This is a genomic window from Mycobacteriales bacterium (assembly GCA_035504215.1).
In the GTDB taxonomy this organism is placed as follows: Bacteria; Actinomycetota; Actinomycetes; order JAFAQI01; family JAFAQI01; genus DATAUK01.
Genome location: DATJSI010000138.1, coordinates 1 through 12,967, shown reverse-complemented (window position 1 = coordinate 12,967; position 12,967 = coordinate 1). Strand labels below are relative to the sequence as shown.

Annotated in this window: 16 protein-coding genes; 6 read left to right on the top strand and 10 right to left on the bottom strand. The window is 70.7% G+C overall.

The genetic code is table 11. The annotated features are described in order from the left end of the window. Positions 1-10: 10 nt before the first annotated feature. Positions 11-469 carry an NUDIX hydrolase gene (locus tag VME70_16015; GenBank protein ID HTW21702.1) on the bottom strand — a complete coding sequence of 153 codons (459 nt, stop codon included), beginning with the start codon at positions 467-469 and terminating at the stop codon, positions 11-13. A gap of 35 nt (positions 470-504) precedes the next feature. On the opposite strand from VME70_16015, the gene thpR reads away from it, so the two are divergent. Then, a complete protein-coding gene (thpR, locus tag VME70_16010; protein ID HTW21701.1) occupies positions 505-1,053 on the top strand; it encodes an RNA 2',3'-cyclic phosphodiesterase in 549 nt (182 codons plus the stop codon). A 20-nt stretch (positions 1,054-1,073) separates the two neighbouring features. Here the strand turns inward: thpR and msrA are convergent, their stop codons facing one another. Continuing rightward, positions 1,074-1,763, bottom strand: a complete 690-nt coding sequence (gene msrA, locus VME70_16005) for a peptide-methionine (S)-S-oxide reductase MsrA (GenBank protein ID HTW21700.1) — start codon at positions 1,761-1,763, stop codon at positions 1,074-1,076. Positions 1,764-1,856: 93 nt separating this feature from the next. Here msrA and VME70_16000 point away from each other — a divergent pair, with 93 nt between their 5' ends. Further along, positions 1,857-2,321, top strand: coding sequence for an NUDIX hydrolase (locus VME70_16000; GenBank protein ID HTW21699.1), 465 nt, complete (start codon positions 1,857-1,859; stop codon positions 2,319-2,321). Between the two features lie 38 nt (positions 2,322-2,359). Here VME70_16000 and VME70_15995 read toward each other — a convergent pair whose 3' ends face one another. The 4 genes from VME70_15995 to VME70_15980 are packed head-to-tail and all read right to left on the bottom strand — an operon-like array spanning position 2,360 to position 5,089. Then, complete coding sequence (locus VME70_15995; GenBank protein HTW21698.1) at positions 2,360-2,686, bottom strand: co-chaperone GroES; 327 nt, start codon at positions 2,684-2,686, stop codon at positions 2,360-2,362. Next, a complete protein-coding gene (locus VME70_15990) occupies positions 2,676-3,848 on the bottom strand; it encodes an MFS transporter (protein ID HTW21697.1) in 1,173 nt (390 codons plus the stop codon). The genes VME70_15995 and VME70_15990 overlap by 11 nt, the downstream gene beginning before the upstream one ends. Before the next feature lie 4 nt (positions 3,849-3,852). Beyond that, positions 3,853-4,434, bottom strand: a complete 582-nt coding sequence (locus VME70_15985; GenBank protein ID HTW21696.1) for an RraA family protein — start codon at positions 4,432-4,434, stop codon at positions 3,853-3,855. 34 nt (positions 4,435-4,468) lie between these two features. Next, the gene (locus VME70_15980) at positions 4,469-5,089 is read right to left on the bottom strand and encodes a TrmH family RNA methyltransferase (protein HTW21695.1); all 621 of its coding nucleotides are present in this window, start codon (positions 5,087-5,089) and stop codon (positions 4,469-4,471) included. Between the two features lie 23 nt (positions 5,090-5,112). Here VME70_15980 and VME70_15975 point away from each other — a divergent pair, with 23 nt between their 5' ends. Then, positions 5,113-6,399, top strand: coding sequence for a D-alanyl-D-alanine carboxypeptidase (locus VME70_15975; protein ID HTW21694.1), 1,287 nt, complete (start codon positions 5,113-5,115; stop codon positions 6,397-6,399). Here VME70_15975 and VME70_15970 read toward each other — a convergent pair. Together VME70_15970 and VME70_15965 are read right to left on the bottom strand one after the other, a co-directional pair. Then, entirely contained in the window at positions 6,386-7,525 is a 1,140-nt protein-coding gene (locus VME70_15970) for a fumarylacetoacetate hydrolase family protein (GenBank protein ID HTW21693.1), read from the bottom strand. The two genes, VME70_15975 and VME70_15970, sit on opposite strands and share 14 nt — an antisense overlap. After that, the gene (locus tag VME70_15965; protein HTW21692.1) at positions 7,495-8,694 is read right to left on the bottom strand and encodes a cupin domain-containing protein; all 1,200 of its coding nucleotides are present in this window, start codon (positions 8,692-8,694) and stop codon (positions 7,495-7,497) included. Before VME70_15965 ends, VME70_15970 begins: the two co-directional genes overlap by 31 nt. A 122-nt stretch (positions 8,695-8,816) precedes the next feature. Here VME70_15965 and VME70_15960 point away from each other — a divergent pair, with 122 nt between their 5' ends. Then, positions 8,817-9,428: a DUF6319 family protein gene (locus tag VME70_15960; GenBank protein ID HTW21691.1), complete on the top strand. Its 612-nt coding sequence runs from the start codon at positions 8,817-8,819 to the stop codon at positions 9,426-9,428. Positions 9,429-9,455: 27 nt separating this feature from the next. On the opposite strand, the gene VME70_15955 is transcribed toward VME70_15960, so the two are convergent. Beyond that, complete coding sequence (locus VME70_15955; protein ID HTW21690.1) at positions 9,456-10,586, bottom strand: hypothetical protein; 1,131 nt, start codon at positions 10,584-10,586, stop codon at positions 9,456-9,458. Between the two features lie 68 nt (positions 10,587-10,654). On the opposite strand from VME70_15955, the gene VME70_15950 reads away from it, so the two are divergent. After that, positions 10,655-10,936: a hypothetical protein gene (locus tag VME70_15950; GenBank protein ID HTW21689.1), complete on the top strand. Its 282-nt coding sequence runs from the start codon at positions 10,655-10,657 to the stop codon at positions 10,934-10,936. Beyond that, positions 10,933-12,333, top strand: a complete 1,401-nt coding sequence (locus tag VME70_15945; GenBank protein HTW21688.1) for an RNase A-like domain-containing protein — start codon at positions 10,933-10,935, stop codon at positions 12,331-12,333. Before VME70_15950 ends, VME70_15945 begins: the two co-directional genes overlap by 4 nt. 26 nt (positions 12,334-12,359) lie before the next feature. On the opposite strand, the gene VME70_15940 is transcribed toward VME70_15945, so the two are convergent. After that, positions 12,360-12,967: SDR family NAD(P)-dependent oxidoreductase (locus VME70_15940; GenBank protein ID HTW21687.1), on the bottom strand; the 608-nt coding region annotated here is incomplete at its 5' end.

Below are 12,967 nucleotides of genomic sequence, written 5' to 3'. Positions count from 1 at the left end.
TGTCACGTGTTCAGGCTACGGCTCTCAGCAGGTCGACCAGCGCAGGCGGATAGACCTCGTCCGCCGTCGCGGCGAGGTCGTCGAGCCGCCACCACCGATGTTCTTGCGTCGTACGCCGCTCGACCTCCGTCCATCCGGCTTCGTCGATGTCGAACGCCTGCGTCCGCACCAGGTAGTAGACCTCGTCCTGGTCGTACACCTCGCCGTCGAACTGGAAGGCCACCTGGCGCTGCAGGACGACCGGGCCGAGGTCGGCGCAACGCAGACCGGTCTCCTCGAACAGCTCTCGCCGTGCCGCGGCCTCCAACGTCTCCCCAGGGTCGGCGCCGCCACCCGGCGTGAACCACCATGTGCCGCGCTCGGGTCGAGCCGGGTCACCGCCACGGAAGAGCAGCACGCGGCGCTGCTGGTCGAGCAGGATCACGCCCGCGCGGCGGCGCTTGGCGATCGCGGCATCCACGGCATCCACGGCATCAACGTACGTCGGCGCGAGACGATGCCGGGATGAGGCTGTTCGCGGCGATCGATCCTTCGCCCGCTGCGATCGCCGACCTGCGTCGGGCGATCGGCGAGACCGACGACGCGCTGCGCTGGCTGCCCGAGGAGCAGTGGCACGTCACCCTCGCGTTCTACGGTGAGGTCGGCGACGACAGCGCCGAGGCATTGGCAGTGCGCCTCGAGCGAGCTGCCGCGCGGACCGCGCCGCTCTCGCTCCAGCTCGCGGGCGCCGGGTGCTTCCCGAGCCGTCCGCACGCCGCCCGCGTGCTGTGGATCGGGCTGGCCGGAGACGTCGACGAGCTCATCAGGCTCTCCGAGCGGTGCACCGCCGCCGGTCGCCGCGAGGGGCTCGCGATGGAGCGACGCCGCTTCCGCGCCCACCTCACCCTCGGACGCGCTCGAGGCGCACCGGTCGACGTCAGCAAGCGGCTGCGGACGCTCTGGGAGTACGCCGGGCCGACCTGGTCGGCGACCTCACTGCGACTGGTCCGGTCAACCCCCGGCCCCAAGCAGGCCCGCCACGAGACCGTCGCCGACTGGCCCCTGTCGGCCTAGCCGGCGCCGTCCCGACGGGCTCAGACGACCGGGCTGGGTGCAGCCTTCGCCTCGACCGGAGCCGACGCGACGCCGACCGGGCACGATACGCCGGTGCCGCCGATGCCGCAGTAGCCGCTCGGGTTCTTCGCGAGGTACTGCTGGTGGTAGTCCTCGGCGTAGTAGAACGGCTTCGCCGGCTCGATGTCGGTGGTGATCTCGCCGTACCCCGCCTTGGTCAGCCAGGGCTGGTAGTCCTTCGCGCTCTGCTCGGCCGCGGTCTGCTGCTCCGGCGAGGTCGTGTAGATCGCCGAGCGGTACTGCGTGCCCGAGTCACCGCCCTGCCGCATGCCCTGGGTCGGGTCGTGGTTCTCCCAGAAGATTCGCAACAGCTCGTCGTACGAGACCTTCTTCGGGTCGAAGACCACCTTCACGACCTCGGTGTGGCCGGTCCGCGAGGAGCACACCTCGTCGTACGTCGGGTTCGGGCTGAAGCCGCCCTGGTAGCCGACCGCGGTGCTTACCACGCCCTCGACCTGCCAGAAGATCCGCTCCGCACCCCAGAAGCAGCCCATGCCGAAGTAGGCGACCTCGAGCCCGTCCGGGTATGGCTCCTCGAGCGGCGCGTTGAGCACGTAGTGCTTCGGGGCGATCGTGAACGGCCGGCTGTCGTGACCGGGCAGCGCCTCGTCGGCCGAGATCATCGTCGTCTTCTGGCGGTTGAACAGCATGACCATCACCTTTGGTCGGGGTCGTCGATGCCTATTCCAACATCAAACCGGCCGGGAGCGTTCCCGGTCCCGGCCAGGGGCAACACTGGTCCGGTGACCCACCCGCTCACCGACGGCGACGGCTGGGTCCGCTGCGACACCGGGCACCAGCACTGGGGCCGCTACGGCGCAGCCGGGCTGCTTCTCCGGACGACGGATGCGGCCGGCGGCACGCGCGTCCTGCTCCAGCGCCGGGCCTGGTGGACCCACCACGGCGACACCTGGGGGGTGCCCGGCGGCGCGCGAGCGTCCTGGGAGTCTCCCGAGCAGGCCGCGCTGCGCGAGCTCGGTGAGGAGGTCGCCGTCACGCTCGGGACCCTGACCGTGGACCGGATCCACGACGACGACCACGGGGGCTGGACCTACTGGACGGTGCTCGCGACGACGACGAGCGCCCCCGCCGCGAGCCCGCGAGGGCATGAGACCGCCGAGCTGCGATGGGTGCCGCTCGACGAGGTCGCCGAGCTGCCGCTGCATCCGGGCTTCGCGCGCACCTGGCCGGCGGTCCACGCCGGTTAGGTGCCGCCGGTTAGGTGCCGCAGATCAGGATGCCGGGGCTAGAGGTACAGCCCGGGGGCGGCGTCGTCGTCGATGCGCTCGGCCGCGACGGCGTGGATGTCGCGTTCGCGCAGCAACAGGAACGAGCTGCCGTGCAGCTCGATCTCGGCGCGGTCCTCGGGGTCGTACAGCACCCGGTCGCCGACCTGCACCGTCCGCACGTGCGCCCCGATCGCGACCGCCTCTGCCCAGGCCAGCCGCTTGCCCATCTGCGCGGTCGCCGGAATCACGATGCCGCCGTTCGAACGCCGCTCACCGCGCTCCTGGTCGATCGTCACCAGCACCCGGTCGTGCAGCATCTGGATCGGCAGTTTGTCAGCGGCCACCAGACGACGCTACCGGGCGGCGCGCGGCGATGACCGCCATCGCGCCGGACGCGGCCACGCCGGCAAGCACGAAAGTCCAGCGGGGACCGAGACCGTCGACCGACACTCCGCCCAGCATCGAGCCGAGTGACGAGCCGGAGAGAAAGCCGACCGCAAGCCAGCCGAATGCCTCCGTGGTCGACCCGTCCGGCGCTACCGCGCCCATCCGGGTGTAGAGCCGGGCCATCGTCGGCGCGACGCACGCTCCCCCGAAAAGCAGGATGACCGCGAGGCCCACCGGATCGGGCGCCAGGGCGGCAAGCGCCAGCCCGCCCGCCGCGAGCCCGGCGACCCTGGCGAGCCGCCGGTCGGTGACCTCGTGCCGCGACGCCCCGAACCGTACGCCGCCGAGCAGCGAGCCCAGGCTCCACACCGCGAGCACCACCCCGGCCGCCGCCGACGCCTTGCGCCCGCCGACGAAGTCGACGGTCGCGATGTCGGTCATGTTGAAACCCAAGGTGATGCACAGCCCGACCAACGCGTAGGAGACGACGCCGGTGCCGAACAGGACGCGCTTCACCCTGCGGGTGGTGCCTGCGCGAAGCGGGGTGCCCAGCGGCGGCGCCGTTACGTACGCGATCACTCCGACCAGTCCGATCAGCCCGCTTGCAACCACGGCAGTGCGCGCGCTTGCCAGCCCTGCGATCAGCGCGACCGCCGCCGGGCCACTGATGTAGATCAGCTCCTGGGCCGTCGCCTCCAGCCCGTACACGACCTGCGCCTCGCTCTCCTCGAGCAGCCGCGGCCACAGTCCGCGGGACACTGACGTCACCGGCGGTGTCGAGAGCCCGATAAGAGCGCAGATCGCGATCTGTACGGAGTAGCTGCCGTGCGACTCGATCGCGAGAACCACCATCGCGGCGGCGTACACCGCCGCGGACGGAACCAACACCTTGCGGGCACCTAGCCGGTCGACGCCGCGCGCGAGCAGCACGTTGGAAAGTCCGGACGTCGCGACACTGATGCCGGTCGCCAGGCCGGCCCGCGCGTAGCCGACGTGCGGGGTGAGCAGGAGGAGTACCGCGAGTCCCGACATCCCTTGCGGCAGCCGGGCGAGCATCGCGGTCAACAGCATCCGCGCGACGTGCGGGCGGCGCAGGACCACTTGGTAACGGGCGAACACCGGCCTAGCCCAGACCTCCGGCGCCGGTGAGGCGTGCCATCCGCTCGTCGTCGGAGCGCCGCTTGGCATCCGCCGCCGCAACGAACCGCTCGACGTCGGCCGCGGGCCAGATCACGACGCCGTCGGCGTCCGCCACCACGATGTCGCCGTCACTAACCGCAACGCCGCCGATCGTGACCGAGCCACCGACCTGGTCAGGACCCTCCTTCGCCGACGCGACCGGCGTCACACCACGCGCCCAGACCGGGAGACCGGCGGCAGCAACATCCCTCCGGTCGCGGATCAACCCGTCGGTCACCACCGCGACGATGCCGGCGCCGAGCAGCTCGCGCGCGATGATCTCGCCGAGAATCGCCGTCGTCGACTCTTCGCCGCACGAGACGACGAGCACCGTGCCGGGACCCTGGACGGCATCGGGCACGGCGCGCATCGCCCGGTTGTCGTTATGCGCGACGGCCACGACCAACGCGGGTCCGACGACGACGGCCTCCGGCGACAACGCTTGGATCCAGCCGGGCAATGCTCCGCGGCCGGCCGCGCCGTCGGATGCGAGTGTGCTGGTCAACCAGGCCGGAAGTGGGGTCACCCTGTGATCATGCCCAAGGGTGACGACATCGCGGTCACCCGCCCCGAGCAGCGTGGCGGCGTACCCACTCGAACATCGCGATGCCGCTGGCGACGCCCGCATTGATCGATCGCGTCGATCCGTCCTGCGGCACATGGAGGACCGCGCTGACCGCTTGGCGAGCAGCCGGACTGAGTCCTGGCCCCTCCTGCCCGAACAGCAGCACGCAGCGCTCGGGCAGCTCGGCATCCACGATGCTGCTCGACCCCGGCAGCAGGTCGATGCCGATCAGCTGAAGACCCTCGGCTTCGGCCCATGCCGCGAGCTCTTCCACGGTCGCGTGGTAGCGGATGTCGACGTAGCGGTCGGTGACCATCGCGCCGCGGCGGTTCCATCGTCGGCTTCCGACGATGTGTACGGCCGCTGCGAGGAACGCGTTCGCGTTACGCACGACCGTGCCGATGTTCAGGTCGTGCTGCCAGTTCTCGATCGCGACGTGGTAAGTCCGTCGGCGCGCGGCCAGGTCGGCGACGATCGCGTCGTGCCGCCAGTAGCGATACCGGTCGACGACGTTACGCCGGTCGCCTGCCGACAGCAGATCGCGATCCAGCCGCTCGTCGTCCGGCCACGGTTGCGGGTGTGGGCCGACACCGACGACATGACCCGCATCGGACACCGCGACATCGTACGGTGGAGCGGATGCCGCACCGCCTGAGACCGCTCGCCGTCACCTCGCTCGTCGCACTTGCCGGCCTGCTCGCGATGCCTACCCCCGCCTCCTCGGCGCTTCCGCGAGCGAGCCACACGGACCGCCCGGCGACCTCCGTCGCCGGCCGTCACTCCCGAGCGCTCAGCTCGCTGGCCGCTGCCGTCCGCCGGTCGATCGGCGGCAGTACGGCGAGACACGTCGACTACCGCATCGTGATCAGCGGCCTCGGCACGATCTCTCATGACGCATCGCACCCGACGCCGCCCGCGAGCAACGAGAAGCTGTTCACCGTCATCACGTTGATGGACCTCGTCGGCCCGGAGTTCCGTTACGCGACGAAAATCTACGGCACTGCGCCGATCGTCGACCACACCGTCAGCGGCGACCTCGTGGTCGTCGGGTCCGGCGACCCGACGCTCACCATCGCGAACCTGCGCGAGCTGGCAAAACGCCTGCACGCCAAGGGTTTGCGCCACGTCACCGGGCACCTGATCGTCGACGACACCCGCTACAGCCACACCACCCGCGTAGCCGGTTGGAAGCGCAAGTTCGTACCCGGCCAGAGCCGCACCGTCGACGCGTTCACGGTCGACGAGAACCAATGGCGAGCGGGTGCGTCGTTCGAGCGCGACCCGACGCCGTACAACGCGGCGCTGTTCCGCAAGGCGCTGCGGAAGTCGCACATCACTGTGGCACACGTGACGAGAGTCGAGGGCGCGCCGGGCGGCCTGCACACCCTGGCAATCCATCACTCGCCTGACCTGGCCGCGATCACGGATGCGACGTTGACGGACTCGATCAACTTCAACGCCGAGATGATGTTGCGCGAGGCAGGTGCACAGCTCAGTGGCCACGGCACCCCGGCGACCGGCGTCGCCGCAGTGCGCGCGGTCGCCACCGCACTCGGGCTGCCGTTCGGGATCGACCACGACGGGTCTGGTCTGTCCTACGCCGACCGTGAGTCGCCGGCCACCATCGTCGCCTGGCTCACCAAGCTGACGACGCTGTCGTTCTACTCACGGGTGTACTTCGCGCTTCCGTTGTCCTGCGAGACAGGAACGCTCGAAGGCAGGATGTGCGGCCGTCACGTGCGCGGCCGGGTTCGCGCCAAGACCGGAACGCTCGACCACAACACCGCGCTCTCCGGCTACACGACGACGCTCTCCGGCCACCGCGTGACGTTCTCGTTCCTGCTCAGCGGGTTCAAGGACCGCCGATTCACCCGGGTGATGGGGCACGTCAACGCCGCCGTCGAGACCACCGTCAGGAAGGGCTAGCCAGCACCGTCCCCCGGACCGCACCCAGATCGATCCGGGAGCCGTCGACCGCAGGCGCGCTCGCGCTGATCACGACCTCGTCGCCATCGGCGAGAAAACGTGCATCGGCCCAACGCTCCAGCAGCGACCCCACCTGGTCGTCGGCCGGCCCGCTCACCGTGCCCGAGGCGAACAGGTCGCCGGTGCGCAGGCTGGCGCCGTTGACGGTGAGGTGCGCGAGCATCTGCGCCGCCGACCAGTGCATGGTCCGGTACGGCGGGGACGACACGAGCTCCCCGTTGATGCGTAGCTCCAGATCGATGTCGAGCCCCCACGCCTCGGACTCCACGAGGTACGCCGACAACGGCGTGCCTGTCGAAGGCACCCCGACCCGCGCCGCTTCGAGAGCCGACAACGGCACGACCCACGGCGAGATCGAGGTCTGGAAGGACTTACCGAGGAACGGGCCGAGGGGAACCGTCTCCCAGGCCTGGATGTCGCGCGCGGACCAGTCATTGACGAGCACGACGCCGAACACGTGGTCGGCGAAGCGCTCGATCGGGACCGGCCGGCCGTGCGCCGAGCCGACGCCTACGACGAAGCCGACTTCCACCTCCACATCGAGCCGTGCCGTCGCGCGGAACTCGACGCCGTCACCGGCTGCGACGTTGCCGTGCGGGCGCACGACCGGCGTCCCCGACACCACCACCGTGCCTGCCCGCCCGTGATAGCCCATCGGTTGATGCCGCCAGTTCGGGCGGAGCGGCTCCTGCCCCGGTCGCAGCACCCTCCCGACGTTCACCGCATGCGCCTCGCTGGCATAGAAGTCGACGTAGTCGGCGACCGTGAACGGCAGGCGCAAGCTCACTTCGGAGATCGGGATCAGCTCGACCGGATCGGCGGCCCAGGCGGGCACCTGCTCGGCGACCGCCGACCAGGCAGCCGGCCCGGCCGCCAGCAAGCGGTCGAGGGTCGGCTGGTCGATCAGGTCCAACAGCGGGAACCAGTCGCGGGTGGCGGCTTCGGCAAGGTCGAGCAGGTTGTCTCCCACCCGCACACACAGCCGAGGCCGCTCGGTCCCGTCGTGGCTGTATGCGCCGTACGGGAAGCACTCGCTCAGAGTGACCGCCGGCCGGCCCAGGTCCACGCGTAGTTCTCGTCCTCGCACTCGAGGCCGGCCGCGCCGATCTCCAACGGGCGGAACGTGTCCACCATCACCGCGAGCTCGTCGAAGTACTCGGCGCCGAGGCTGCGCTCGACCGCGCCCGGTTGTGGCCCGTGCGTGTGCCCGCCGGGGTGCAGCGAGATCGAACCCTGCCGGATGCCCGAGCCCTTGCGCGCCTCGTAGTCGCCGCCGCAGTAGAACATGACCTCGTCGCTGTCGACGTTCGAGTGGTAGTAGGGCACCGGGATCGCGAGCGGGTGGTAGTCGACCTTGCGGGGCACGAAGTTGCACACGACAAAATTGCCGCCCTCGAAGACCTGGTGCGCCGGCGGCGGCTGGTGGATCCGGCCCGTGATCGGTTCGAAGTCGGAGACGTTGAACGCGTACGGATACAAGCAGCCGTCCCAGCCGACGACGTCGAAGGGGTGGCTCGCGTGGACGTGGATGCTGCCACCGATGCCGCCCCCGCTGGCCCGGTGCTTCACGAACACCTCGACGTCTTCGCCGTCCGCGAGCATCACGTCGCCCGGCCCGCGAAGGTCTCGTTCGCAGTACGGCGCATGCTCGAGCAGCTGGCCGAACTTCGACAGGTAGCGCCGCGGCGGTGTGATGTGGCTGTTCGCCTCGATCGCGTACACCCGCAACGGCTCGCCGCCGTCGGGAAGCCAGCGGTGCGTCGTCGCCCGCGGCACGATCAGGTAGTCACCCTGCCCGACCTCGATCGCGCCGAAGACCGTCTCCACCAGCGCCCGCCCTGACTCGACGTACACGCACTCGTCACCGAGGGCGTTGCGGTAGTACGGCGAGGTCTCCCCCGCGACCGCGTACGAGATCCGCACGTCGGAGTTCCCGAGGATCAGCCGCCGGCCGGTCACCGGGTCGAGGCGCTTCCACTCGTTGCCGTCGACGAGGTCGTGCAGCACGAGGTGCCGCGGCTTGAGCGGCAGGTTCGCCGTCGTCTGCAGACCGGGGATCTCCCACGGCCGGATGTCGACGATCGCGGACGGGATCGCGCGGTGGTAGAGCAGCGAGGAGTCGGAGAAGAATCCCTCTTCGCCCATGAGCTCTTCGGCGTACAGGCCGCCGTCGGGGCGGCGATGTTGCGTGTGCCGCTTGGGCGGAACATCACCAACGCGTCGATAGAACGCCATTGTCGGCCTCCTCGAATCCGAGGTTAGCCCTACGATCGCCGGGTCGACCTTCTCGAAAGGGGCCGCGCGTGCCGCCGAACCGTCGATCCGCCGCCAGCCCGCCACCGCTGACGGACGCCGACGTGGCGCACCTGCGCGCCCGGATCGGCGCCGGCGAGCGTCCACGGGTCATCGTCCGGGTGGCATCGGCCGCGGTCGCTGCCGGCACCCGCGGCAACGTGATCCGGCTCGGCGACCCGAAGGACAGCGAGTACGTCGTGGTGCGCCTCGGCAAGGACGAGGTGCCGTTCGCACCGTCCGAGCTCGCGCTCACCAGCAAGCCGAAGGCCGCTGCCGGCACCGCGCCGTCGCGAGCCGCAGCGGCGCCCGCCAGGAGTCCGGCGCCAAAACCGGCGGCTCCCATGCCGCGGGCCCGGTCGGCCGGCCGCGCGAAGGGCAAGCGGGTGCCCCCGCTGGTCGTCACGCTTCGCTTCCGCGACGGCGGCTGGACGGTCGAGGCGACCCGCGGCGCACGACGGGTGGCTCGGCCGTCCGCGGTGCGTCCGGGTGCGGTGAGCGCGTTCGCCGAGCAGCTCGACGACGACGCGGTGCGCGCGGCGCTGGTCGAGACCGTGGAAGCCTGTCGCACGGTGGTCGAGCAGCAGGCCGCCGGGCTGCGCGCGGAGCTGCAGGCCGCGGAGGACGCGCTGCGGGCCTACGACAGCAGGCCCGGACGGGCCGGCCGCCGCTCCTGAGCGTCGCCGCCACCAAGACCCAAGCGATCAGTCCTCGGCCGGCTGTGCCTCGGCCGGCTGCGCCTCGGTCGGTCGGCGGTTCGCGGGACGCTGCGGCGCGACCGGCTCGTGCGGCCAGCGCCGTGGTCCCGACCACAGCGCGGGAACGGCGTCGGTGGAGTAGGCAAGGGCGTAGGCGATCGACTCGTAGTTCACCCGCCAGCCGCGAAAATGCGGCCACGCCTCGGCCGCGGTGCGCTCGACCTCGAATCCGACGTCTACCAGTCGCTGCACCCCTGCCTCGAACTCCTCGAAGCTCAGCAGGATCTCTCCGTCCGGGTCTGGGTCCTCGACGAACGGGATGCCGACCGCACGAGCGAGCTGCCGCAAAGCCGTGAACCCCATGCGCAGGGCGAGCCTCGGCTCGAGCCGGTCGCGGCTCGGCGCGATCGAGAGCAGCAACGCCGCCGAGTCCATCACCGCGAGCAGGCCGACCAGCCAGGACGAGTACGGCTGCGGCGAGCGGAAGCGCATCAGCACCGGGTAGTTCGCGTGGCTTTCGGCGACATCCGCCGCCCAGCGCTCCCAGATCACGTAGAAGGACGGCAGGTCGTCGCGATCGCCGTAGATGCCCCACTTGGTACGTGCGAGCAGCTCGGGACCCCACGGAGGTGCGCCGGCGCGTGAGCCGAGCAGGGCGACGTCGGTCTCGCGGCGGTTGAACGCCGAGTACAACGTCGGCAGGTAACCGATCTGCGCGGCGATCACGAACAAGCCGAGCGCCGCTGCGATCACGTCGATCGCGGTGGCACCGCCACCGCTCGACGCAACGAAACCGAGCGTGAACATCGACGAGCCGGCCTCGCGGAAGGCGTGCCCGATGTGGTGCGTGGACGGCCAGAGCAGCAAGGAGAAGCCGACCAGGTACCCGGCCAGCCACGTGACGAGCAGGCTCAGCAGGTACACCGCGGCCTGCGCCGCGAGGACGGTGTCGCGGTCCCGGTAGTCCTTGAACCGCTTCGTCAGGATCACGAACGCCCGGTCGACCACGAAGTCGACGCTGCTGCCGATCTTGCCGAGGCTCGCCCGCGGGATGATCAGCGTGCGCATGACGCTGACCGTGGTCGCGCCGATGATCCCGATCGCGACCACGACGCCGATCACCCGAGCGACGACCATGGCGACCATCCTGCCCCCTGTGGACAACGGCGGCACAGCACCCGGTCGCACCGCCACACTGCCTGGCCATGGAGCTCACCGTCCGTCCGCGCGATCTGAGCGCTGCCGCAGTCGCGCTTCGCCGCTCGAGCACGCGCCTGGGTGACGCGGGTACGTCGTTCTGCCGGCTGGCGCATGCCGACGTCCCAGACCTCGGGACGCAGGCCGGTCCGGCGATCGGCCGCACGGTCGCGCGCGCCGAGCAGGTGGTGCATGCGCTCGTCGACGACGTGGAGCGGCTGGCTGATGCGCTTACGGCGCTGGCCGATCTCTACCCCGCCGTCGACCAGCGGGTCGTGGAGCCGAGGTGACGGTCGGGACCGCGGCGGTGGTGGGACCGCGCAGGTTTGAGGTGCCGAAGGTGAACGGCGATCCGGCGGCCGCCCGCCGGGTCGCCGCGGCCTGCCGCGACCTCGCCGAGGCAATCGCGGGAACGCAACGCCAGGTGACGCACGTGATCTCCGAGCTGACCGCCACCTGGCACGGCGAGGGGCGCCGCGGGATCGACGGCCCGGCCGAGGACTTCGTCGCGACCGCCGCCACCGCCACCCGGCGGCTACGCGAGACCGCCGATCACCTCGACGCCTACGCCACCCGGCTCGAACACGCGCATCATCACCACGGCTTCTCGCTGCACAAGCTGCTCGTGATCGGTGCGGTCGCGACGGTCGGCCTAACGACGATTGTCGTGACGATGGGCGCGGCGAGCGCGATCGAGGCAGCAGCCGCGACGGCCGCCGTCAGTGGCGCCATCGAGGCGGCGGGCGCGGCGGCGACCGCGGACGTGGCCGCCGCCGCCGGCGTCGACAGCGCGTTCGCCGACCTGTCCTGGCTCCGCCCACTGCTTCGCTTCGTCGCCCCCAACCTCACCCAGTTCGCGTGGGGATCAGTCGGCTCAGCCGGCTACGACCAGGTGAGCAGAGGTCGGATCCGGTGGGGACGGGCGCTCGAGGCGGGTGGGATCGCGTTCGTTGCAGGTGTGGCCGCAGCCAAGGGCAACGAGGTGCTTGAGGGCTCGGCCTGGCTGCGCACCACACCGGCCATCGCCCAGCGGGCCGCGCCGCACCTGGTCGAAAGCACCAGCTGGGCGGGCGCCGAGGCCGCCCACGAGGCGAGCACGGGCCACCGCCTCAGCCCGATCGGCATCTCGGAGGCGTTCGTGATCGCCGGCGGCGGCAGCTACGCCCATGACGAGCTCGAGGCTCGCGACCTGTGGCCGGAACGGCGGGACTACCGACGTGAGGCCCTGGTCGGCCTGCTCCACCGGCAGGGGAAGATCGTCGACCCCGAGATCGCCCACGAGGTCGCGCTGCTCAGGCAGACCACGCGCGAACTGCGGCGCGGGAGCATCGACCTGAGGTTGAACGAGGGCGTCGGCCACACCATCGGCCGGCACGTGGCGAAGCCCGAGGCCTACCTGCTCGGGCGGGTGCGCGGCGACCGACTGCGGTTCGCCTCGACGTACTGGAGCGAGCCGAGCGCACAGGACGCGATCGAGCAGACGCTCGCGGCGCACAAGGACACGGTGCGGGCGTGGCTGAAGGCAGGCAGCGACGACCCGCTACGGCTGCAGTGGAAGCTGCCCTACAACGTGGGGTACGGCGTCGACCGCCACGATCGGGTGCGGTTCGTCCGGACTGCGACGGTGATCCTCATCCGGGACCGCTCCGGGATCTCGCTGCTCACCAGCTACCCGCTCGGCCGCTGACTCCGACCCCCTCGGCCGCGGCCGGCTCAGCTGCCGAGCACGCCGAGCAGCTGGCCGAGCTCGTCCGACGACGCGGCCGGGACGATGTAGCCCTCCTGGTTCTCGATCTCGGCCAGGTGGTCGAGCACATCCTCAGCCGTGGCGACGGTGTCCTTGCCGGCGTACCAGCCGGGGGCGAGACCGATGAAGACGCGCGCATAGCGACCGCCGGCGGCCGAGAACGTCTCGTGCGTGAACGTGCAGGCCTCCGAGGCCAGGAAGGTGACGAGCGGCGTCACCAGCTCCGGACGGACCAGCTTGGACAGGTCGCCGAGCAGCTCCTCGGTCATGCGGGTCGCGGCGACCGGGCACACGCAGTTGGAGAGGATGCCGGCTTTCGCGCCCTCGATGGCGATGACGTTGGACAGTCCGACCAGACCCATCTTGGCCGCGCCGTAGTTGGCCTGCCCGAAGTTGCCGAAGACGCCCGAGTTGGACGAGGTGAAGACGAAGCGGCCGTAGCCCTTCTCCTTCATCACCGCGAAGGCCGGCTGTGAGACGTAGAACGCACCCTTCAGATGCGTGTCCAGGACGGCGTCGAGGTCCTCCCAGCTGAGCTTGGCGAAGGACTTGTCGCGCAGGATGCCCGCGTTGT

Bases quoted from the DNA above. Each gene is read 5' to 3' on its own strand.
- VME70_15950 (HTW21689.1), top strand. From the start codon at position 10,655: ATGGAGCTCACCGTCCGTCCGCGCGATCTGAGCGCTGCCGCAGTCGCG.
- msrA (HTW21700.1), bottom strand. From the start codon at position 1,763: ATGCTGTTCAACCGCCAGAAGACGACGATGATCTCGGCCGACGAGGCG.
- VME70_15955 (HTW21690.1), bottom strand. From the start codon at position 10,586: ATGGTCGTCGCTCGGGTGATCGGCGTCGTGGTCGCGATCGGGATCATC.
- VME70_15965 (HTW21692.1), bottom strand. From the start codon at position 8,694: ATGGCGTTCTATCGACGCGTTGGTGATGTTCCGCCCAAGCGGCACACG.
- thpR (HTW21701.1), top strand. From the start codon at position 505: ATGAGGCTGTTCGCGGCGATCGATCCTTCGCCCGCTGCGATCGCCGAC.
- VME70_15975 (HTW21694.1), top strand. From the start codon at position 5,113: ATGCCGCACCGCCTGAGACCGCTCGCCGTCACCTCGCTCGTCGCACTT.